Source organism: Thermosphaera sp., from assembly GCF_059755995.1.
Genome location: NZ_DBOUKL010000069.1, coordinates 1 through 18,269 on the forward strand (window position 1 = coordinate 1; position 18,269 = coordinate 18,269).

At 51.4% G+C, this 18,269-nt stretch carries 22 protein-coding genes, 1 tRNA gene and 1 rRNA gene; 13 read left to right on the forward strand and 11 right to left on the reverse strand.

Translation table 11 applies throughout. The features are described 5' to 3' along the window. Together AC3OH0_RS06820 and psmB are read right to left on the reverse strand one after the other, a co-directional pair. Window positions 1-1,889, reverse strand: a 1,889-nt coding sequence (locus AC3OH0_RS06820; protein ID WP_498345253.1) for a beta-CASP ribonuclease aCPSF1, incomplete at its 3' end; no start/stop codon positions are given. Window positions 1,890-1,988: 99 nt separating this feature from the next. Further along, the gene (gene psmB / locus AC3OH0_RS06825) at window positions 1,989-2,609 is read right to left on the reverse strand and encodes an archaeal proteasome endopeptidase complex subunit beta (RefSeq protein WP_193436397.1); all 621 of its coding nucleotides are present in this window, start codon (window positions 2,607-2,609) and stop codon (window positions 1,989-1,991) included. Between the two features lie 78 nt (window positions 2,610-2,687). On the opposite strand from psmB, the gene AC3OH0_RS06830 reads away from it, so the two are divergent. Then, window positions 2,688-3,734, forward strand: a complete 1,047-nt coding sequence (locus tag AC3OH0_RS06830) for an NAD(P)-dependent glycerol-1-phosphate dehydrogenase (protein WP_498345254.1) — start codon at window positions 2,688-2,690, stop codon at window positions 3,732-3,734. Here AC3OH0_RS06830 and AC3OH0_RS06835 read toward each other — a convergent pair. Both AC3OH0_RS06835 and AC3OH0_RS06840 read right to left on the reverse strand, forming a co-directional pair. Then, window positions 3,731-4,438 (reverse strand): FKBP-type peptidyl-prolyl cis-trans isomerase, encoded by a 708-nt coding sequence (locus AC3OH0_RS06835; protein ID WP_498345255.1) that lies wholly within the window; start codon window positions 4,436-4,438, stop codon window positions 3,731-3,733. The genes AC3OH0_RS06830 and AC3OH0_RS06835 overlap by 4 nt on opposite strands. Window positions 4,439-4,514: 76 nt before the next feature. Next, the gene (locus tag AC3OH0_RS06840) at window positions 4,515-5,000 is read right to left on the reverse strand and encodes a DUF1947 domain-containing protein (RefSeq protein WP_193436400.1); all 486 of its coding nucleotides are present in this window, start codon (window positions 4,998-5,000) and stop codon (window positions 4,515-4,517) included. A 101-nt stretch (window positions 5,001-5,101) separates the two neighbouring features. Here AC3OH0_RS06840 and AC3OH0_RS06845 point away from each other — a divergent pair, with 101 nt between their 5' ends. From AC3OH0_RS06845 to dnaG, 3 genes are all read left to right on the forward strand, one after another. Continuing rightward, window positions 5,102-5,332 carry an LSM domain-containing protein gene (locus AC3OH0_RS06845; RefSeq protein ID WP_193436401.1) on the forward strand — a complete coding sequence of 77 codons (231 nt, stop codon included), beginning with the start codon at window positions 5,102-5,104 and terminating at the stop codon, window positions 5,330-5,332. 10 nt (window positions 5,333-5,342) lie between these two features. Then, the gene (locus AC3OH0_RS06850) at window positions 5,343-5,531 is read left to right on the forward strand and encodes a 50S ribosomal protein L37e (protein WP_193436402.1); all 189 of its coding nucleotides are present in this window, start codon (window positions 5,343-5,345) and stop codon (window positions 5,529-5,531) included. Window positions 5,532-5,611: 80 nt separating this feature from the next. Continuing rightward, window positions 5,612-6,862 (forward strand): DNA primase DnaG, encoded by a 1,251-nt coding sequence (gene dnaG, locus AC3OH0_RS06855; RefSeq protein ID WP_498345256.1) that lies wholly within the window; start codon window positions 5,612-5,614, stop codon window positions 6,860-6,862. 192 nt (window positions 6,863-7,054) lie between these two features. Here dnaG and AC3OH0_RS06860 read toward each other — a convergent pair whose 3' ends face one another. Together AC3OH0_RS06860 and AC3OH0_RS06865 are read right to left on the reverse strand one after the other, a co-directional pair. Continuing rightward, on the reverse strand, window positions 7,055-7,573 hold the full coding sequence (locus AC3OH0_RS06860) for a hypothetical protein (RefSeq protein ID WP_498345257.1): 519 nt from the start codon (window positions 7,571-7,573) through the stop codon (window positions 7,055-7,057). Then, window positions 7,570-7,773, reverse strand: coding sequence for a 30S ribosomal protein S17e (locus tag AC3OH0_RS06865; protein ID WP_498345258.1), 204 nt, complete (start codon window positions 7,771-7,773; stop codon window positions 7,570-7,572). The genes AC3OH0_RS06860 and AC3OH0_RS06865 overlap by 4 nt, the downstream gene beginning before the upstream one ends. Window positions 7,774-7,945: 172 nt before the next feature. Between AC3OH0_RS06865 and AC3OH0_RS06870 the strand changes: the two genes are divergently transcribed. The 7 genes from AC3OH0_RS06870 to AC3OH0_RS06900 all read left to right on the forward strand — a co-directional run bounded on the left by AC3OH0_RS06870 (window position 7,946) and on the right by AC3OH0_RS06900 (window position 15,051). Beyond that, window positions 7,946-8,239 carry a DNA-directed RNA polymerase subunit M gene (locus AC3OH0_RS06870; protein WP_498345259.1) on the forward strand — a complete coding sequence of 98 codons (294 nt, stop codon included), beginning with the start codon at window positions 7,946-7,948 and terminating at the stop codon, window positions 8,237-8,239. Between the two features lie 174 nt (window positions 8,240-8,413). Next, window positions 8,414-10,222, forward strand: coding sequence for a ribosome biogenesis/translation initiation ATPase RLI (locus AC3OH0_RS06875; RefSeq protein ID WP_498345260.1), 1,809 nt, complete (start codon window positions 8,414-8,416; stop codon window positions 10,220-10,222). 84 nt (window positions 10,223-10,306) lie between these two features. Further along, window positions 10,307-11,452 carry a fructose-1,6-bisphosphate aldolase/phosphatase gene (gene fbp, locus AC3OH0_RS06880; RefSeq protein WP_498345261.1) on the forward strand — a complete coding sequence of 382 codons (1,146 nt, stop codon included), beginning with the start codon at window positions 10,307-10,309 and terminating at the stop codon, window positions 11,450-11,452. A 24-nt stretch (window positions 11,453-11,476) separates the two neighbouring features. Next, window positions 11,477-12,208: a triose-phosphate isomerase gene (gene tpiA, locus AC3OH0_RS06885; protein ID WP_498345262.1), complete on the forward strand. Its 732-nt coding sequence runs from the start codon at window positions 11,477-11,479 to the stop codon at window positions 12,206-12,208. A 51-nt stretch (window positions 12,209-12,259) separates the two neighbouring features. After that, window positions 12,260-12,362: transfer RNA gene (locus tag AC3OH0_RS06890), tRNA-Thr, on the forward strand. 61 nt (window positions 12,363-12,423) lie between these two features. Continuing rightward, window positions 12,424-12,651: a YHS domain-containing protein gene (locus AC3OH0_RS06895; RefSeq protein ID WP_498345263.1), complete on the forward strand. Its 228-nt coding sequence runs from the start codon at window positions 12,424-12,426 to the stop codon at window positions 12,649-12,651. Window positions 12,652-12,654: 3 nt separating this feature from the next. Next, complete coding sequence (locus AC3OH0_RS06900; RefSeq protein WP_498345264.1) at window positions 12,655-15,051, forward strand: heavy metal translocating P-type ATPase; 2,397 nt, start codon at window positions 12,655-12,657, stop codon at window positions 15,049-15,051. Between the two features lie 5 nt (window positions 15,052-15,056). Here AC3OH0_RS06900 and pyk read toward each other — a convergent pair whose 3' ends face one another. Further along, window positions 15,057-16,460: a pyruvate kinase gene (gene pyk, locus AC3OH0_RS06905; RefSeq protein WP_498345265.1), complete on the reverse strand. Its 1,404-nt coding sequence runs from the start codon at window positions 16,458-16,460 to the stop codon at window positions 15,057-15,059. A gap of 12 nt (window positions 16,461-16,472) precedes the next feature. Continuing rightward, on the reverse strand, window positions 16,473-16,775 hold the full coding sequence (locus AC3OH0_RS06910; RefSeq protein ID WP_013130095.1) for a YunC family protein: 303 nt from the start codon (window positions 16,773-16,775) through the stop codon (window positions 16,473-16,475). Between the two features lie 66 nt (window positions 16,776-16,841). Between AC3OH0_RS06910 and AC3OH0_RS06915 the strand changes: the two genes are divergently transcribed. Then, window positions 16,842-17,081 carry a TIGR00304 family membrane protein gene (locus tag AC3OH0_RS06915; RefSeq protein ID WP_498345266.1) on the forward strand — a complete coding sequence of 80 codons (240 nt, stop codon included), beginning with the start codon at window positions 16,842-16,844 and terminating at the stop codon, window positions 17,079-17,081. Next, entirely contained in the window at window positions 17,078-17,371 is a 294-nt protein-coding gene (locus AC3OH0_RS06920; RefSeq protein ID WP_498345267.1) for a hypothetical protein, read from the forward strand. The genes AC3OH0_RS06915 and AC3OH0_RS06920 overlap by 4 nt, the downstream gene beginning before the upstream one ends. A 29-nt stretch (window positions 17,372-17,400) precedes the next feature. Here the strand turns inward: AC3OH0_RS06920 and rrf are convergent. The 3 genes from rrf to AC3OH0_RS06935 all read right to left on the reverse strand — a co-directional run. Beyond that, window positions 17,401-17,519: ribosomal RNA gene (rrf, locus tag AC3OH0_RS06925) — 5S ribosomal RNA — on the reverse strand. A 14-nt stretch (window positions 17,520-17,533) separates the two neighbouring features. Beyond that, complete coding sequence (locus AC3OH0_RS06930; RefSeq protein ID WP_193436415.1) at window positions 17,534-17,821, reverse strand: hypothetical protein; 288 nt, start codon at window positions 17,819-17,821, stop codon at window positions 17,534-17,536. Next, the coding region (locus tag AC3OH0_RS06935) for a DUF1512 family protein (RefSeq protein WP_498345268.1) at window positions 17,821-18,269 on the reverse strand (449 nt) is incomplete at its 5' end. The genes AC3OH0_RS06935 and AC3OH0_RS06930, both read right to left, overlap by 1 nt.

An 18,269-nucleotide genomic window follows, 5' to 3' on the forward strand; every position in this document is an offset into this window, starting at 1 on the left:
GTCCCCGGAGCCAGCAGCGCCTTGCGCAGGAGCTTGGCCAGGGTTTCGATCGCCGATGGCTCCCCGTGGTTGAGGATTATCTTCTTAGGCTTGGGCTTAATGCTTTGAGCATACCTCACCAGCTCGGCCTGGTCGCTGTGCCCGCTGAAGCCGTCGATGCTGTATACTTCAAGCTCTACCTTGACTGCTTCAACCTTGTTCTCAACAACCATCGTCAACTCCCTCATCCCATCCTTAATCTTCCTGCCCAGGGTCCCCTCGGCCTGGTAGCCTACGAAGACGAGGCTGTTCCTAGGGTCGTTGGCCAGGAGTTTGAGGTAGTCGACGGCTGGCCCGCCGGTGAGCATGCCGCTCGTAGCTATTATCACTGAGGGGCGGTCCTCAACGATGTCGGGTCTTGCAACACCTGATTCAAGGATTTTGAGCCAGTCAGCCGTGAACGGGTTCTCACCCCTGTATATAGCCTCCCTTATGCTCCTGCTCAAGTACTCGGGGTACTGGGTGTGAATTGCTGTAACCTCGTTTACAAGTCCTTCAACGTAGACGTTGAGCTTGGGTATTGAACCATTCTTCATAGCCTCGTTCAATATCAGTATTATCTCCTGACCCCTGCCCACGGCGAAAACAGGTATCAGCACGATTCCCTGGCGCTCAACAGTCCTCTTAACAATGTTGACGAGCTCAGCCTCTGCTTCAAGCCTGTTCTGCTGCCTCGCAGCCCCGTACGTGGACTCCATGATAAGGGTTTCCACCCTGGGGAACTCGGTGTTAGCCCTGTCGAGAAGCCTTGTGGAAGCATACTTGAAGTCGCCGGTGTAGACGATGTTGTGAAGCCCCATTCCAACGTGGAGGTGGACTATGGCTGAGCCGAGTATGTGGCCCGCGTTGTACATTGTCAGCTTGACATCGGGGGCTACGTCGGTGACCTCGTCGTACTCTACGGTGATTGTGTGGAGTATCATCGTGGTTAAATCCTTCTCGGTGAAAGGCAGGTATCTCCCAGATCTTCTCGAAACCTCTATTAAATCCTTAAGCATGACTATCATTAACTCCCTGGTAGGCTTGGTAACGTACAGCGGGCCCCTGTAGCCGTACTTGTAGAGCAGGGGGACGAGGCCGACGTGGTCGAGGTGGGAGTGCGTGACTATTATCCCGTCAAGCTCCTCAAGCTTTAACGAGTCTACATCTATGTATGGGAATGCCTTGAACGGGTCGTCCATAACGCCTGTGTTAATCCCCATGTCTAGGAGCAGCCTGCTCTCCCGTGTCTCAACCAGTATTGAGGATCGACCAACCTCCCTGAACCCTCCCAGCGCGGTTATCCTCACATAGTTGTTCTTGAAAACAACGTCCCTGTGGATCCTGTCGCCAAGCCTTCTGAGGAATTCAAGCCTGTACTCGCTCTGCTTCAAAGTCCCTGCTACAACCTCTCTGAGCACCTTGGACTCGAGAGGGCTAGCCCTCATCGGCACTGCTCTCCAACCAGTCTCCGCGAGGATCCTGTGCCTTACGTAGTTACCCCTCCCCACTATCAAACCCGGCTTCTCAACCTTAACCCAGACCTCGCCGCTGGTCTCGTCGAAGTATATGCCGTTAGGGTCGAGACCAGCCTCCTTGGGAGCTATCTCAAGGATTTTCTTCTTAGCCTCGTCAACAGGCAGTCTCGACTCTGTTGAAACCCTTATGACAACCCTCTTCTTAACTTTCTTCGCAATATTCTGCGCTAGATCCAGGTGCTCGCTAATAGCCTTCCTGTTCCTCACGTAGACAACTATTGAGGGTCCTTCAAACTCTATATTGGATAGCTCGAGCTCCGGCGGTATCTCCTGCACAATGCTACCGAGTAGTGCAAGCTTATTCCTGTTCAACACTGACTTATCAATTTTCACAATCCATCCCTTTTCTCCAAGGTTTAAACGGGTTAGAAAACTACTGCGTGTCTTCAGCGTTGAAAAACATATTAAAACATACTTATAAGTGTTTCCAAGCTAAACCGTTGCATATGTTTTCTTAAACAGCCTTGTCTCCTCGGAAATCCCTTCAGGACCTATCACCACTATGTCAACCCCTTCACCGGTGAAGCTATCCCTCATTATTGCTGAGGAAACAGCTTTGAAAGCAAGCTCCTTAGCCTCCTCCAGCGTCAACCCCTCCCTATACCCTTGCTCCAGGACTCCGAAGGCAACGGGGGAGCCGCTGCCTGTTGACATGTACTTTTCTCTTGAAACACTCCCGTAGAGATCCATGTAGTATAGCTTAGGCCCTTCGTCGTCAACACCTCCTAGGAGGAGCTGAACAATGAAGGGTGAGAACCTTAGGTATGCTGAAAGTATGAGGGAAATCCTGCTGGCTAAGGCGTCAATGCTTATCCGCTTCCCCATTTTAAGCTCGTAATCCTTCGCAACATACTTAGCGTTCTCAACCAGGAACTGCGCGTCCGCGACAAGCCCTGATATAGTCATGGCGGCGTAAGGGGTTATCTCCAATATCTTCCTAACCCTTTTATGATAGACCATAGGCCCTGCTGTAGCCCTCTTGTCAGCAGCGAGCACAACGTACTTTCCAGCCACCAGTCCAACTGTCGTGGTCTTAGAAGCAGTCTTCTCCATGCCGCACCGCCTGTTCTTTTAAATTCTCAAATTATTAACCAGGCTTAAATATATGATTCGTATGCTGGAGGATGTGTTTTGCAGAGTGTTCACGAGATAACACTCCCGTTGAAAGTCATCGTCGGCCACAGGGTTGTCGAGAAGGTTTCCGAGATACTTCCCCCTTCTGTTAGAAAGGTTGGAATAGTGACAGGGGAGTTGACCTACGAGGTTGCTGGGAGAAGGGTTGAGGAGGCTCTCAGCCCTGAGAGAAAGGTTGTTGTCTGGAAGGTTCCTAACGCTATGGTTGACAGCGCGGTGGCTTTAGCGGGGAGGGCCCGGGAGGAAGGGGTTGAAGCAGTGGTCGGCGTGGGCGGTGGGAAGGCTATTGACGTGGCAAAGTATGTTGCGAAGGAAACAGGCTCCTTAATGATAAGCATCCCGACCACGCCAAGCCATGACGGGATAGCAAGCCCTTTCGCCAGCTTAAAGGGAACCGGGAAGCCCACCAGCATCTACACTAAAACACCCTACGCGGTAATAGCGGATGTTGAAATCATTGCTAAAGCCCCTAGGAGGCTTATAATGGCAGGGTTCGGCGACCTGGTCGGCAAGCTGGTGGCTGTTAAGGACTGGGCTCTCGCGCACAGGTTGAAGGGAGAGTACTACGGCGACTACGCTGCCCAGCTAGCATTGATGAGCGCTAAGCACGTGCTCAAATACCATGAGCTGATCGCGAGCGGGAGCGTGGAAGGGGTTAAAATACTGGTGGAAGCCCTCGTGAGCAGCGGGGTAGCCATGTGCATAGCCGGGTCAAGCCGCCCCGCCAGCGGGAGCGAGCACTTGTTCAGCCACGCCCTGGATATTGTAGCGCCCGGCAGAGCGCTCCACGGGGAGCAGATAGCTCTTGGAACAATAATGATGCTCTACCTTCACGGCGACTCATCGTGGAGAAGGGTTAGAAGGATCTTGAGGAAAGTGGGGCTTCCGACAAGCGCTCGTGAAATAGGGATTGAGCCTGAGAAGATTGTTGAAGCCTTGACGATCGCTCACACGATAAGGCCTGAAAGATACACAATACTTGGTGAAAATGGTTTAACGCGAGAGGCTGCTTACAGGCTGGCCAGGGAAACCGGGGTCATCTAACCGGTTTGAGCCTGGGTTTTCGACAGGGTTTCCTGGAACACTAGTTTTTCAACAGCATCCTTGAACATGTCGAAGATGTCTGTCGCCAGCGATATCTTGGAGTAGTTCAGCTCCCTCCTCGACAAGTACTTCCCGGGGATGCTTACAACCAGCTTCTTCTCCGCCTCCTCATAGGCTACGTCTATGTCGCCGCCGGCGATGTTGAGGTGTCTTGAAGCAAGGGCTTTAACCTTCTCCTTGAACTCTTCAAGCTTCCCCACGACCTTAACCTTGTAGACAAGGGTTCTCCCAGCCAGCGGGTGGTTGAAATCAACTACCACCCTGCCGCCGCTTATGCTTTTAACAACGCCCTTAACCCCCCCAACCTCGACAACATCCCCCACGTTAACACTGTACCCTCTTCTCTGAAACTCCTTCAGGCTGAAGGTTCTAACCTTCCCCGAGTCCCTCTCGCCGAAGGCTTTCTCAGGAGGTACTTCAACCTCCTTCTCCTCGTTAACCTCCATCTTCATAAGCTCCTGCTCAACAACCTCGTTCATCCAGCCCCTGCCCAGGACTACGAGTGTTGGGCCGTAGAGCCTGTCAGCCTCGTATATGTTCTCCTTCTTAGCCAGCTCCTCGTCCGTGGTGTCCAGGAGGGTCCCGGTTTCCTTAACCCTAATACTGTACTCGACGAGTATAAAGTCACCCTGGTTGAACACCATGGTTAACACCCTTCCCGTTTAATCCAGGTTTTCAACCTATATTTAGACATGTTTTAAATGTTAACGGTTGAAGAGGTCAGGGGCCATGCCTCCATATTTCATCGTTGAAGTAGTGAATGTTCTCAACAACCTTACCCTTCTTGAGCTCCCCCTTGACTATGGGGTCTGAGGGGGTTAGTGCTCTGCCAACAGCGAAGGGTCTGCGGGACTCGAGCTCGCAGATCACTACGATATCTCCCTCCTTGAAAACTCCTTCAACACTCTTTATCCCGGGAGCCATCAGGTCCGCGCCCCTGAGCAAGGCCTCCATTGCCCCTTTATCCACGTAAACCTTTGGAAGCCTGAGGGCTTGAAGGTTTTTCAGGATGAATCTTAAATGAGGTATCCACTTATCCCTGAGCTTGACGAATGCTGCTTCACCGTTTACAAGTATTTTCTCACCGTTCTCATCCTGATAATACTCCACCAGCCCTTCATCCTCAATCCTTAAATCACCAATGTAGGAGAGCTCCTCGGCGAGCCTTCTCCGCTCCTTCTTCGAGAGAGTATGCCTCTTAGCCATTACCAACCACGTTGAGCCTGTTGATCGCTAAGTATTTAAGGATACCTAGTATTTTAAACTTCATGTAGATTCATTAAGCATTAACGTTAGAGGTGCTGGTTTTGAGCGAGACAGCGCATAAAATGCTCGAGGAGAACATTGGGAACATAGTTTTAATCAAGATAAAGGATGATATAACGCTCCGCGGAAAGCTGAGGAGCTATGATCAACACTTGAACATAGTGCTCGACGATGTCGAGGAGATAGGGGAGGGCGGGTCCAGCAGGAAGCTGGGCACTGTTGTGATAAGAGGAGACACCGTGGTCTTCATATCCCCTATAACCGAGCAGTGAGGTGGTTTAGGTGACCAAGGGTACGAGCAGCATGGGGAGGAGGAGCCGCGGTAAAACCCATATCAGGTGTAGAAGATGCGGCAGGCACAGCTTCAACGTCTCCAAGGGATACTGCGCGGCATGCGGCTACGGGCGGAGCAGGAGGATTAGAAGGTACGCGTGGGCTAATAAAAAGGTTAACAGGGTTAGGGTTGTATAGGTTTTTAACCAGGCATTCTGCGAGGATGCAGTGCTTATTATACGGGTTTTCAAATCCTTATAATAGACAATGGTGGTTTAATGAGCAAGTATCTGATAAGGGCTAAGATAGAGATCGACGGGGTTGTCGAGAAGCACGACATTGTCGGCGCAATATTCGGGCAGACCGAGGGGTTGCTCGGCGACCAGTTCGACCTCCGCCAGCTACAGGACAAGGGCAGGATAGGGAGGATACAGGTTAACACCAAGATACAGGGTAGTAAGACGATAGGCGAGATCCTGATACCGAGCAACCTTGACAGGGTTGAGACAGCCCTTCTAGCCGCGCTAATAGAGAGCGTTGACAAGGTAGGGCCTTACGACGCCAGCTTGAAAGTGGTCGACATAGTCGACCTAAGGCTGGAGAAGATTAAGAAGATAATGGAGAGGGCTGAGGAAATACTTAGGAAATGGAGCAAGGAGAAGGCTCCCGATGTCAGGGAGATTATCAAGAATATTCAGGAAATGCTTAAAGCCCCAGAGCCCATCAGCTACGGCCCCGACGAGCTGCCCGCAGGGCCTGATGTTGAGAAGGCTGACACTATCATACTGGTTGAGGGAAGAGCCGACGTAATAAACCTTCTAAGATACGGGATAAACAACGTTGTCGCCATAGGCGGGGCGAGAAAGGTCCCCGAAACCGTTAAGAAGCTGGCTGAGACGAAGAAGATCATGTTATTCGTCGATGGCGACCACGGTGGGGACCTCATTCTCAAGGAGGTTTTAAGAAACCTCAAGGTAGACTTCGTGGCAAGAGCGCCGGCGGGTAGGGAGGTTGAAGAGTTAACCGGGAGGGAGATCGAGGAGGCTCTCTCCAAGGCCACAAGCGTGTTCGACTACTTGAACAACCTGGTGAAGCAGGGAAGTAAGGAGGCGCAACACCTCCTGCAGATACAGCAGAAATTGCACAAGCTACCCGTTGAAGCTAAACCAGCCGAGGTGAAGGAGGAGGCGCCGCAACCGCCTCCACAGCCTGTTGAGAAGGAGGAAACCCTGGTGATCCCGGGTAAGCTCGCCGAGGACGCTAAGGCTTTAATTGGGACTCTTGAAGCAATCCTGTACGATCAGAACTGGAATACCTTGAAGAAAATCCCTGTGAGAGACCTTGTCAACGAGCTGGCCAGTGTACAGCCCCGTAGCGTTCACGGAATACTATTAGACGGTATCCTAACCCAGAGGCTGATAAACACCGCGGCCGAGAAGAACGTTAAAATCCTCGTTGGCGCAAGGCTGGGGAAGGTTGAGGAGAAGCCTAGGGACATAGTTCTTTTAACGTTCAACGAGCTTTCCTAAACACTTCTCTCCCGTGTCTAACAGGGAGGAGGCTTCAAAGATATAGTTTAAATACTGGGTTCCAACCAATTTAAAACAAGGAGCAACTAGCGAGGTGCAGGGCTTGATCTGGTTCGAGGAAGAGTGGGAAGAGGAATGGTGGGAAGAGGAAGAGGAATGGGAGGAAGAGTGGGAAGAGGAGGAGTGGTAGGGCTATATCAGCGATAGTAAACTAATAACGTTTTTTACAAGAACAGCCCGGGTATCCTCGTCAATGCTTTGATTGAAATCCTTGAAAACCTCACACCCGGTTTTATCGAAGCCTTCATCACCTATTGAGATCAGCAAGTAGTGGTTGCTCTCGGAATACCTTGTCTTCAAATCACTCAGCAGGTCGCTTATCTGGTTGTGCCCCGTTGCGAGTAGGAGTAGGAGGAGTCCCTTATTCCTGAACCTTGAAAGCTCGCTCCTGTAGAGCTCGTAGTGAACCCCTGCTTGAACAAGCTGTAGAGGCGTCTTAAACATGGGCAGCGGGAGAATTGCCGCGGGCTTGTCGGGGGAGAGCCCCCGGAACTCTAACTCCTCCTCGAAATCCTCATGTTTCTTAACACACTTGTACGTGAATAGTTTGACCACTAGGTTGTTAAGCCTTATGAGAAGGTATTCCTCGCCAGGCTCCACTGAGAAAACGGTCTCGGAATGTCCTGGGGCTTGCAAGAACAGGCCTCTCAAGCCTTCGCCTTCTTCTCCTTAATAGCGACCAAGTGGGTCACGTAGCCTGCTATCAGGTTCCTAACCTTCTTCGACTGGGTCTCCACCAGCCTGGAGACCAGGAGCTTGTTCTGGTTGAAATCCCTTGTGAACAGTCCCGGGTACTTCTCAAGCAACTCCCTGGCGGTTCTTTTAACGACGCGAATCCTTATCTTCCCCATAAGCATCACCGTTTAACAATCATCACATACCATATTGTAAGCGGGTTTTTAAAATATTACAATCACGAGAGCCTTGGCTAGAGGATCACAGGGTTTACTCCTTGAATAGAAACCTTTATAATATCGTTATTATACACTAATATAGAAGTCGTTGAAGAACGTGGTGAAACACGTGGTCAAATTCTGCCCTAGATGCGGCGGCCCCATGATGCCTGTTAGAAAAGACGGCGAAGTCTTCTTCAAATGCAGCAAGTGCGGCTACGAGGTCAAGGCTACTAAGAAAGACCTTGAAAAGTATGGGATGAAATACCAGGTTGAATCAAGCAAGAGAGTTGCCACGGCTAGAGCGACCGAGAGCAAGGCCTCCGGGCTCACTCCTGAGGAAAGAGAGATGCTTCAAGAATACTACGAGATATTCCTCGAGGAGTTTGCCGCTGAAGAAGGCGAGAGCGGGGAGAGTGATTAAATCAGTTATTTATTTTCCTCATCGCTTAAGACTCAGAGCCGTCACCATTCTTCATCAGTTATAAAATGGTTTTCAAATCCTATTATAATTGTCCAAGGGGATGCTCGTTAGAAACCTCTAGCGTGGTCCTGTTTAGAGAGGAAACCATGTTGCTTCACATGAGGGTGGTCACGGTTGACAAGGCTCGCAGTGGTCGACAGGGATTACTGTAAGCCGGACAAGTGTACACTGGAGTGTATAAGGTTCTGCCCTGTCAACAGGACAAAGAAGGTTAAAGCAATAGATCTCAGCGAGGATAAGACCCACTCGGTCATATTTGAGGACAAGTGTATTGGATGCGGAATATGCGTTAAGAAATGCCCCTTCAACGCGATATCCATTGTCAACGTGCCTGATGAGCTGGAGAAGCAGCTCGTTCACAGGTACGGGGAGAACATGTTCAAGCTATACGGCCTGCCCGTGCCTAAAACAGGCGGCGTTCTAGGGATCATCGGCAAGAACGGTGCCGGGAAGACAACAAGCATTAAAATATTATCGGGGCAGTTGAAGCCGAACCTTGGAGACTACTCCAGCGACCCCGAGTGGGACAGGGTGGTGAAGGCTTTCAAGGGGAGTGAGTTGCAGACGTATTTCTCCCGGCTAGCCAACAACGAGTTGAAGAGCGTTGTGAAGCCCCAGTATATTGAAGCCGCTAGGCGCGTGTTGAAGGGAAACGTTGGAGAGCTCCTATCCAAGGCTGATGAAAGAGGCTTGTTTAAAGACATAGTGGAGAAATTGAACCTGAAAAACCTTCTCGACAGAAGCGTTTCAGAGCTGAGCGGAGGGGAGTTGCAGAAATTCCTGGTGGCAGCCGTCCTCTTGAAGAACGCTGACGCATACTTCTTCGATGAGCCGTGCAGCTACCTCGACGTTAGGGAGAGAGTGAGGGTTGCGGACGCTATCAGGGAGTTCACCAACCCGTCTAAGAACTACGTGGTGGTTGTCGAGCACGATCTGATGATCCTGGACTACATCAGCGATAACATAGTCGTAATTTACGGTGAGCCAGGTGTTTACGGCATAGCCTCGAAACCATACGGTGTAAGAGCAGGGATAAACCATTACTTGAACGGTTATTTGCCGGCAGAGAACATGAGGATTCGCCCAGAAGCAGTAAGGTTCAGGATACAGGTGGCTGAGAAGCGCTTCGAAGAGTCCGAGTACCCAGTGATTAAATGGGAGAGAATGATCCACCAATACCCTTCATCAGGCTTCAAGCTCGTGGTTGAAGAGGGAGAGGCGTATCCCGGGGAAGTCCTCGGGATTCTAGGACCTAACGGCGTCGGCAAGTCAACCTTTATCAAGCTGTTAAGCGGGGAGTTGAAACCTGTTGAAGGCTCCGTGCTTATATCCGTGGAGAAAGTTAGCGTTAAACCCCAGGAGCTATCCCCCAAGATCTTCCCGGAGGAAACGGTTTCACAAGCATTGAGAAACGCTTCAACCGATGCTCTCAACCCTGCCTCCTGGCTTTACAACGAGCTCGTGAGAAAGTTGCGGCTGAACAGGATGCTGGATAGGAGGATTGAAGAGCTCAGCGGGGGTGAGTTGCAGAAAGTAGCTGTGGCCGTTTCCCTGGCGAGAGAAGCTGATCTATACCTCTTAGACGAGCCCTCCGCGTACCTTGACGTCGAGGAAAGAATTGTCGTTGCAAGAGTTATCAGGAGGATTATAGAGGAGAAGAGGAAGACGGCTATAGTGGTTGAACACGACTTAATGCTTCAAAACTACATAAGCGATAAAATAGTAGTGTTCACCGGTAAGCCCTCGATTGAGGGATACGCTAGCAGGACATTGAACATAAGAGAAGGCTTTAACACTCTTTTAATGAATCTTTCAATAACCGTTAGAAAAGACAGCGAGACAGGGCGTCCACGTATAAACAAGCCCGGCTCAGTCCTTGACAGGGAGCAGAAGGCTCGGGGAGAATACTATATTCCAGACTGATTTAAACGATTGTTTAAAAATCTCTTTAAACCCTTAGAAGCATCTTTATTAATCCTTTCACTAATACTTTAAAATGGTGTAATCATGGGTGATAAGATCACTCTATCCGTTATAAAAGCTGATGTTGGAAGTATTGCCGGCCACCACATGCCTCATCCAGACCAGTTGGCCGCTGCCACCAAGATTCTAGCAGAGGCTAAGCAGAAAGATATCATAATAGACTTCTACGTAACCCATGTAGGCGATGATATCCAGTTGATAATGACCCATAGGAAGGGCGTTGACCACCCGGATATTCACGGCTTAGCATGGGAGGCTTTCAAATCAGCCACGAAGGTTGCAAAAGAGTTGAAGCTTTACGCCGCCGGGCAGGACCTGTTGAGCGAGGCCTTTTCCGGCAACGTGAGAGGGATGGGCCCCGGCGTGGCCGAGCTGGAGATGGAGGAGAGGGAGGCCGAGCCCGTTATCACGTTCCACGCTGATAAAACGGAGCCGGGAGCCTTCAACATGCCTATTTACAGGATTTTCGCAGACCCGTTCAACACTGCTGGATTGGTCATAGATCCCAAGATGCATGACGGTTTCATATTCGAAGTATACGATGTTTTCGAGGGCAGGAGTGTTTTAATGAAAACCCCTGAGGAATCATACGACGTCCTAGCCCTGATAGGGACGCCTGGAAGATATATTGTGAGAAGGGTTTACAGGAAGTCGGACAATCTGCTCGCAGCCGTGGTGAGCGTTGAAAGACTCAACCTGACAGCTGGGAGATATGTCGGGAAGGACGACCCCGTTGCCATTGTGAGAGCCCAGCACGGGCTCCCTGCCGTGGGAGAGGTATTGGAGCCCTTCAGCTTCCCACACCTGGTGGCAGGGTGGATGAGAGGGTCGCATCACGGCCCGCTAATGCCTGTCCCAATGAGGTATGCAAAAGTCACAAGGTTCGACGGTCCTCCAAGAGTAATCGCCCTCGGGTGGAATATTTCGAAAGGCAGGCTGATAGGCCCCGTAGACCTGTTCGACGACGTAGCCTTCGACGAGACGAGGAGGCTTGCCGAGATGATCGCTGAGTACATGAGGAGGCACGGCCCATTCATGCCTCACAGGCTTGGGCCCGAGGAGATGGAGTACACCACGCTACCTTCAGTGCTGGAGAAGTTGAAGGACAGGTTCGTGAAAACCGAGGAGGTAAAGGTGGTTAAGAAGCACAGCGACCTGCTCTCACACTAGTCTTTTTCCCTTTTTAACAAACACATGATTAACTTCAAAAACCATCCCGTACGGGTGTCGGGTTTGAAGCCCATAATAGCCGTAAACTACAAGGCATACTACCCCCACAGCTTCGGCGAGAACGCTCTCAGGATAGCTAGGGATGCTAAAAGGGTTTGGGAAGAGACCGGTGTGGAAGTGATCCTGGCGCCCCCGTTCACCGAGATACACAGGGTGTTGAAGGAGGTTGAAGGGTCGGGGGTTAAAGTATTCGCGCAGCACGCGGACCCTGTTGAGCCAGGGGCTGTCACAGGGTATATACCTGTTGAAGGGTTGAAGGAGGCCGGGGTTCACGGAGTGATATTAAACCACAGCGAGCACAGGCTGAAAATCGCTGACATAAACGCGTTGATAATTAAGGCCAGGAGGCTCGGCTTGAAAACACTCGCCTGCGCAGACGTACCGGAGACCGGTGCCGCGATAGCTTTGTTGAAACCCGACATGATAGCTGTCGAACCGCCCGAGCTCATAGGAACCGGGGTAAGCGTCAGCAAGGCCAAGCCCGAGGTGATAACAAACAGCGTATCCATGATCAGGAGCGTTAACAAGGAAGCGTTAATCCTGACTGGAGCGGGCATAACCACTGGCGAGGACGTGTACCAGGCCGTAAAGCTCGGCACGATCGGGGTCCTCGTAGCATCAGGCATTGTGAAGGCTAAAGACCCCTACAGCATTATGAAGGATATGGCGTTAAACGCGTTGAAAGCTGTTTCCTAGCCTTTTTCTTTCTAACACTTTATAAACACCTTCTGCTTAAACCAATATAGAGCCGCCGTAGCTCAGCCCGGTGGAGCGCCGGCCTCGTAACGGCTAGAAAACACCGGAGTCGCTGGACAGCCGGTGGACGCGGGTTCAAATCCCGCCGGCGGCTCTCCAGCACTTGTGAACGATAGGGGACACGGGTTTATTAATAACTTTGTTATAGTTAAAACATGGTGAAACGTTTGAACCCTAAGCAGATAGACCCCGTGTGTGGAATGAGCGTTGACCCCGAGAAGGCGCGGTTCAAGACAGTCTACAAGGGGAAAATATACTACTTCTGCAGCAAGAGATGCCTCGAGGAGTTTGAGAAGAATCCTGAGCACTATCTCACTCACGGACCAAGCGGCATGCCGCATCAATCCTTAAAGCTCTCCTCAAACAGGTTTGAAGGTGATTAATCGTTGAGAAAGGCAAGGTTTAAGATTATAGGGATAGATTGCCCGAGCTGCGTGTACGCTATTGAGAGAAGGCTGAGAAGTCTCGGTTGCATCAGCGGTTTCAAGGTTGAAGTATCCACCGGCGAGGCGGAGGTTGAGTATGATGAGGAGAAATGTTTTCTCAAAAACATTTACGAAGCGGTGAGAGATGCGGGGTATGATGTCTACAAGGAGAAGGTGTATTTCGACCTAAAAGGCTTCAGCGGTGAGGAAGCCGCATCCGTGGAATCCAAAATAAGGGGTTTGCACGGAGTATTCGATATTAGAATATCCCCAACCGGGGTTGCAACTGTCATCTTCAACCCCCTGGAAACAACCCTCGATGATGTTTCGAAAAAGCTGGCGGCTTACGGGGCTAAACCATTATCCGCTACCACGGAGAAATCCGCGAGCCTCGGCGAGAAAACACTGCTATACAGGAGGATGGCGTCATTCACCATCGGCTTACTGGCCGTCACCCTCTCAATGTATTCAATGCTGGCGGGGGGTGTTCACGACCACAGCATTATCAGTGAACCACTCCTCCTCGCCCTAGCAGGCACGGCAATCCTCCTCAACTACGACATAGTGGCGAGAGGTTTGAAGTCGCTGTTAATGATGATCCCGGTAATGGATTCCTTGATCGCTGTCTCGGTAATCTCGACGTTCACGGCCGGGGTGGCATCCACTATAGGCTTGATGCGCCTGCACGGTGGTTTACATGCGTCATCATTCTTTGAAGCATCAGCCGGGGTTATAGGGTTCGTCGGCCTTGGAAAATACCTGGAGGAAAGGCTCCGGCGGAGGGCTTTTAAATCACTCGAGGATCTTGCCTCTTTACTGCGAGGCAATGCCAAGGTGGTGGTCGGAGACTCGGTTGTAGAAAAGCCTGTTTCCCAGTTAATGCCGGGTGAAATAGTCGAGGTCAGGGCTGGAGAGATCATCCCTGTCGACGGGGTGGTTGTAGAGGGCTCTGGATACGTGGATGAGTCAAGCTTCACTGGTGAACCGGTCCCCCGCGCTAAAAAAGCCGACAACAGGGACCCGGTTCTCGCGGGGAGTGTTTTAAACACGGGTTACTTAAGAATTAGGGCGACCAGGGTTGGCGGAGACCTTCTTATAGCTCAAGTCATTGAAACAGTGAGGGAGGCCGAGTCCGTTAAGCCGAGGCTCGCGAGGCTTGCCGATAGAATAGTGGGCTATTTCACATGGATCGTCCTAGGGCTCGCGATAGCAACGTTCTCCTACTGGAGTCTCATAGCAGGCAATCCCCAGATGGCGGTTGTGTTCATGGCTGCGGTTTTAACCGTGGCATGCCCGTGCGCGCTCGGGATTGCAACACCCCTCGTAGTCTCAATCGCTGTCTTGAAGGCTTCTAGAATGGGTGTTTTAATCAGGGCTGGAGAAGTTTTCGAGAAAATCATAGGGTCAGACACTATCATACTAGACAAGACGGGCACTATAACTGTTGGAAAACCAGTAGTGGTTGCAACACACCTGCTCAACAATGCCGGTAAAGAGCATGTTTTAAGAATGGCTTGCTCTGTCGAGTCGCGAAGCGAACACCCCCTCTCCCGCGCAATAGTCGAAAAATGTGTCAGCGAGGACGTGAAGTTCCCCGAGCCCGAAGAGTATGTTAGCATTCCGGGCGAAGGAGTATACGGCCTTGTAGAAGGCGTTAGCGTGGCCGTGGGCAATGTGGAGTTGGGGGAGAGGCTTGGGGCTTCAATAAGCGAGAATGCCCTAAGGCTTGTTGAAGAAGCAGGGAGGAGAGGGAACACTCCAGTTATTGTTTTCATAAATAACGAGGCGAAGGCTGTCCTGGAAATCGGGGATGTTTTAAAAGAAGAAGCATTGAGCGTTGTGCGCGCGTTAAAGAATTACGGCTTTAAGATCGGCTTAGCCAGCGGAGACGTTGAGGCCAGTGTGAAATATTACAAGGATACGCTGGGGTTGGATTTTGCTTACTGGGGTCTCAAACCTAGGGATAAGGCCGACCTGGTGAGGGAGATGCAGAAGAATGGTTCAAGAGTGGTTTTCGTGGGAGACGGTTTAAACGACGCCCCAGCCCTCGCGGTGGCTGATGTCGGCGTTGCGATGGGCAGTGGGGCAGATGTTTCCAAGGAAGCTGGGGACATAGTGGTTTTAAACAATAGCTTGAAAACTCTCCCGTTCCTGCTTGATTTCAGCAGGCTGGTGAGGAAGAAGATTATTCAAAACATTGCCTGGGCTTTCGCATACAACATAGTGCTAATACCTATAGCCATGGGGGTACTGTACTGGAGCCATCGGCTTTTCATAACACCTGAGCTGGCGGCCACCGCGATGATCATGAGCGATATAAGCGTCCTGGCGAACGCCCTCTCGATCCTGAGATCGTAGGCAGGCTACTTCACTTCTTCAATGATTATTTCATGCACGCCCGTCCCCGATTTCACATAGGCTTTAACCACAACATCCCCGATGTCGACAAGCCTCCTCTCCCTTGCGACACGGTAGAGCTCCTCAACCCCTTTCTCGTAATCCATATCCTCGCCGGAGTCTCCCAGAACTATAGGCGTCAACCCGTAGTAGATGGTTAACGCTTCGGCAATCGTTTTAGAAGAGGAGCCGACGTAAACGGGGACGAGAGGTCTGTGCTTCGAGATTAACGGGGGGACAGTGTTGCCTTTAGTGTAGACGAGTATTTTAGCGTTCAGGCTCTCCGCGAGCGATAGCAGACCGTGCGCATACTTCTCCCTGAGCCCACCCCCCATCCTCCTGGAGCGCTGCGCGATAACGGGGTCCTGCCGGGACTCAGCGGTTTCAATAATCCTCCTAGCCCACTTTACCGTCTCAACAGGGTACTTCCCAACCGCTGTCTCATTGGTAAGCATGACCGCGTCAACCATGTCGTACACTGAGTTGTAAACATCCACCACGTCACTCCTGCTCGGCCTGGGGCTGTCAATCATTGACTCCATTACCTGCGTCGCTACGATGCTCGGCTTGCCAAGGGAGTTTGCCACTGCCACTATATTCTTCTGTATGAGGGGGACTTCTTCAAGCGGGAAGTGGAGTCCGAGATCTCCCCTGGCCACGAGGACGGCGTCGGCTGATTCAGCTATTTCTCTAAGGTTGAGATATGCTGGCCTGGTCTCAATCTTCGCGATAATCCCGGGTTTAAAACTCTTATTCCTCAACAAGTTCTTAACGAGCTCTATATCCCGGGGGCTCCTGACATAGCTTAACGCGACATAAGTTAACTGGTTTGAAACAGCATGGTTCAACAACTCCATGTCTCTCCCGGAGAGCATGGGGAGGTTAATCTCCTTGCCCTGGACAACAATCTTCTTACGCGGCTTGACGACGCCGTCGTTTAAAGCCAGCAGCGTAGACGAGTGTTCATCAATGCTTAATACTCTCAAAGATACTTCGCCATCACCATAGAGTACCACATCCCCGGGTTCAAGGATTGCGAAGAGCTCGCGCACCGCTACAGGTATGGTCCTCGAGCCCGAACCCGCCGAAGCGTGTTCGAGCCTGACCTGATCACCCCTCTTAACGCTAAACTCTTCGAAATCACCCGATCTCACCTGGGGCCCCGGCAGGTCGCCTATTATGGAGACGGTTACACCTAGTTCCGCCGAGGCATCCCTCACCATTTTAACGTAGAGATCCCAGGCTTTCGAATCACCGTGAGCATAGTTTATCCTGAAGCCTGAGGCTCCTTCACGAATCATCTTCTTAACGGTTTCAAAATCCCCGCTACTAGGGCCCAGTGTTGCAAGTATTTTAACCCTTGGCTTCAAGACCTTCTCCTCTCATAAATAATCGAGAACATCCTTAAGCCTAACCCCTTTCCTCAAACCCTTAGCCTCAGCTCTGGAGGTTGCCTCAGCTATCTCCTTCTCGAGTAATTCCTCAACAGAGCTTACCCCGGGGATTTTCACGGCCACAGCTCCCTTTTTCTCGGCCGCTGAGACATCGAGGAACCCGCACATCGCGAAGCCTGTTTCACCAACTAGGAGGACTAGTGGAGGTGACCCGGGCAGATTGACCTCGAGCCCCAGATACTTCCTCCCTCCGCTACTAACCTCTTTTACACGGATCACTTCGCCAATCATTTCTGAAACGCCCTCAAGAATCCATATAAGATTGTCTAGGGATTAAAGCATGCTGGGGCCGCGGGAATGATTGTTTCACAGCTACTCTTAATCGGGCTGGTACTGATTATTGCTGGAATCCTGGTCCTGCTCTACTCCATCATCAAGGAGGATGGAGGGGCAAGGGTTGAGGCAGGGGGTTTGGTCATGATCGGTCCAATACCGATTCTCGTCGCCAGCTCAAGGAGGATTGGGCTCGCCCTGCTTCTGATTACCGCCGCCGTACTGGCGGTTCTAATAGTTTCTATGGCAGGGGTTGCTTCATGAGCTCCGGGAGAGTAGGGCTCATCATGATAGCCTTAGGCCTCACAATAGTGTTAGTAGCCGTAGCACTATCGATCGGATCCGGTGGCGGGGAGGCCGGGTTCGCTGGATGCTTGATCATATTCTTCATACCAGTGTGCTGGGGGGTTGGGAGCACCGGCGTTATCGAGATTTTACTGCTAGCAGTGATCGCCCTCCTAGCAGTACTCGTGGCAGTGAACATTTTCCTCGCAACCAGTGCGTTGAAACAGTTGAGGAAGCAGTCCCGGGGTGAAGACGCCTGGGAGGATTAGTGATTGAGCAAGCGGTAGGGAAGAGTGCCCGATCCCAGCTCAGGGCGGCTGCGAGGCCTCGCGGACCTCACTGCCACCCTGACGTGGCCGGCTTAACTTCCGGGTTCGATACGAGACCGGGTGTTGCCCGGCCCCTATGGCCGGGTCGGGCACCTATCAATCCTAAGGATTACCGGGTTTTAAAATCTTTTCCTTCTCGACAGAGTAGATTCCCTCAACCCTTAACTCCCCGCCGCACTTGGGGCACTTGTCCTTGACGAGCCCTATGAAGTCGCCTGGCTCGAACTCTTTCTCAACGGAGAATCCGCATTTAGCACACTTCAACAACTCCCTTGTAACATACTCCTTCTTCTTAGGCTTCTTGGTGAAGGTGTCTATTAGAAGATAGGCTATCAGCAGTATGACGGCTATGATGAGGAATAAGCTGTAAACATCTATCCCGTCAGGCATTAACCAGGCACCCCCATGGTGTTACCTATTCCAGCCACGATCACTGTTGCCTTAGGCTTAGTCTCCTCCTCTATGATCTTGTCGACATATTTGAAAGCCTTGTAGCATGCTTCGAAAATCTCCTTCCTCATCACGGTTATAGCCTCCCTTAAATCCATCTTAACAACCAGGGCTCTCAACGGGATATGGTACTTGGAGGCAGCCCTCTCTATCGCTATCTTCTCAGGGCCTGGGTCGCCTATTGCTGCTCCAACACCCTCCGCCAGCGACCCTGTCTCCTCCCCCTCGAGCTTTAAAGCAGCGTCAATAGTTATGATCAAGTCCACATTACCCTTCAAGTCCTCGACAAGCTTGTTTAAAACAGCGCCCGGGTGTCCCACGTTGCTCCCGGGGCCCTCAGCCTTTATCACGAAAACCCTCCTATCCTTGTAGTACAGCTCTATAATGC

Coding starts and splice junctions, on each gene's coding strand:
- psmB (WP_193436397.1), bottom strand. CDS start 2,609: ATGGAGAAGACTGCTTCTAAGACCACGACAGTTGGACTGGTGGCTGGA.
- AC3OH0_RS06835 (WP_498345255.1), bottom strand. CDS start 4,438: ATGGTGTTCAACCAGGGTGACTTTATACTCGTCGAGTACAGTATTAGG.
- AC3OH0_RS06840 (WP_193436400.1), bottom strand. CDS start 5,000: ATGGCTAAGAGGCATACTCTCTCGAAGAAGGAGCGGAGAAGGCTCGCC.
- dnaG (WP_498345256.1), top strand. CDS start 5,612: ATGAGCAAGTATCTGATAAGGGCTAAGATAGAGATCGACGGGGTTGTC.
- AC3OH0_RS06865 (WP_498345258.1), bottom strand. CDS start 7,773: ATGGGGAAGATAAGGATTCGCGTCGTTAAAAGAACCGCCAGGGAGTTG.
- fbp (WP_498345261.1), top strand. CDS start 10,307: ATGGGTGATAAGATCACTCTATCCGTTATAAAAGCTGATGTTGGAAGT.
- tpiA (WP_498345262.1), top strand. CDS start 11,477: ATGATTAACTTCAAAAACCATCCCGTACGGGTGTCGGGTTTGAAGCCC.
- AC3OH0_RS06895 (WP_498345263.1), top strand. CDS start 12,424: ATGGTGAAACGTTTGAACCCTAAGCAGATAGACCCCGTGTGTGGAATG.
- AC3OH0_RS06910 (WP_013130095.1), bottom strand. CDS start 16,775: ATGATTGGCGAAGTGATCCGTGTAAAAGAGGTTAGTAGCGGAGGGAGG.
- AC3OH0_RS06915 (WP_498345266.1), top strand. CDS start 16,842: ATGATTGTTTCACAGCTACTCTTAATCGGGCTGGTACTGATTATTGCT.
- AC3OH0_RS06920 (WP_498345267.1), top strand. CDS start 17,078: ATGAGCTCCGGGAGAGTAGGGCTCATCATGATAGCCTTAGGCCTCACA.
- AC3OH0_RS06930 (WP_193436415.1), bottom strand. CDS start 17,821: ATGCCTGACGGGATAGATGTTTACAGCTTATTCCTCATCATAGCCGTC.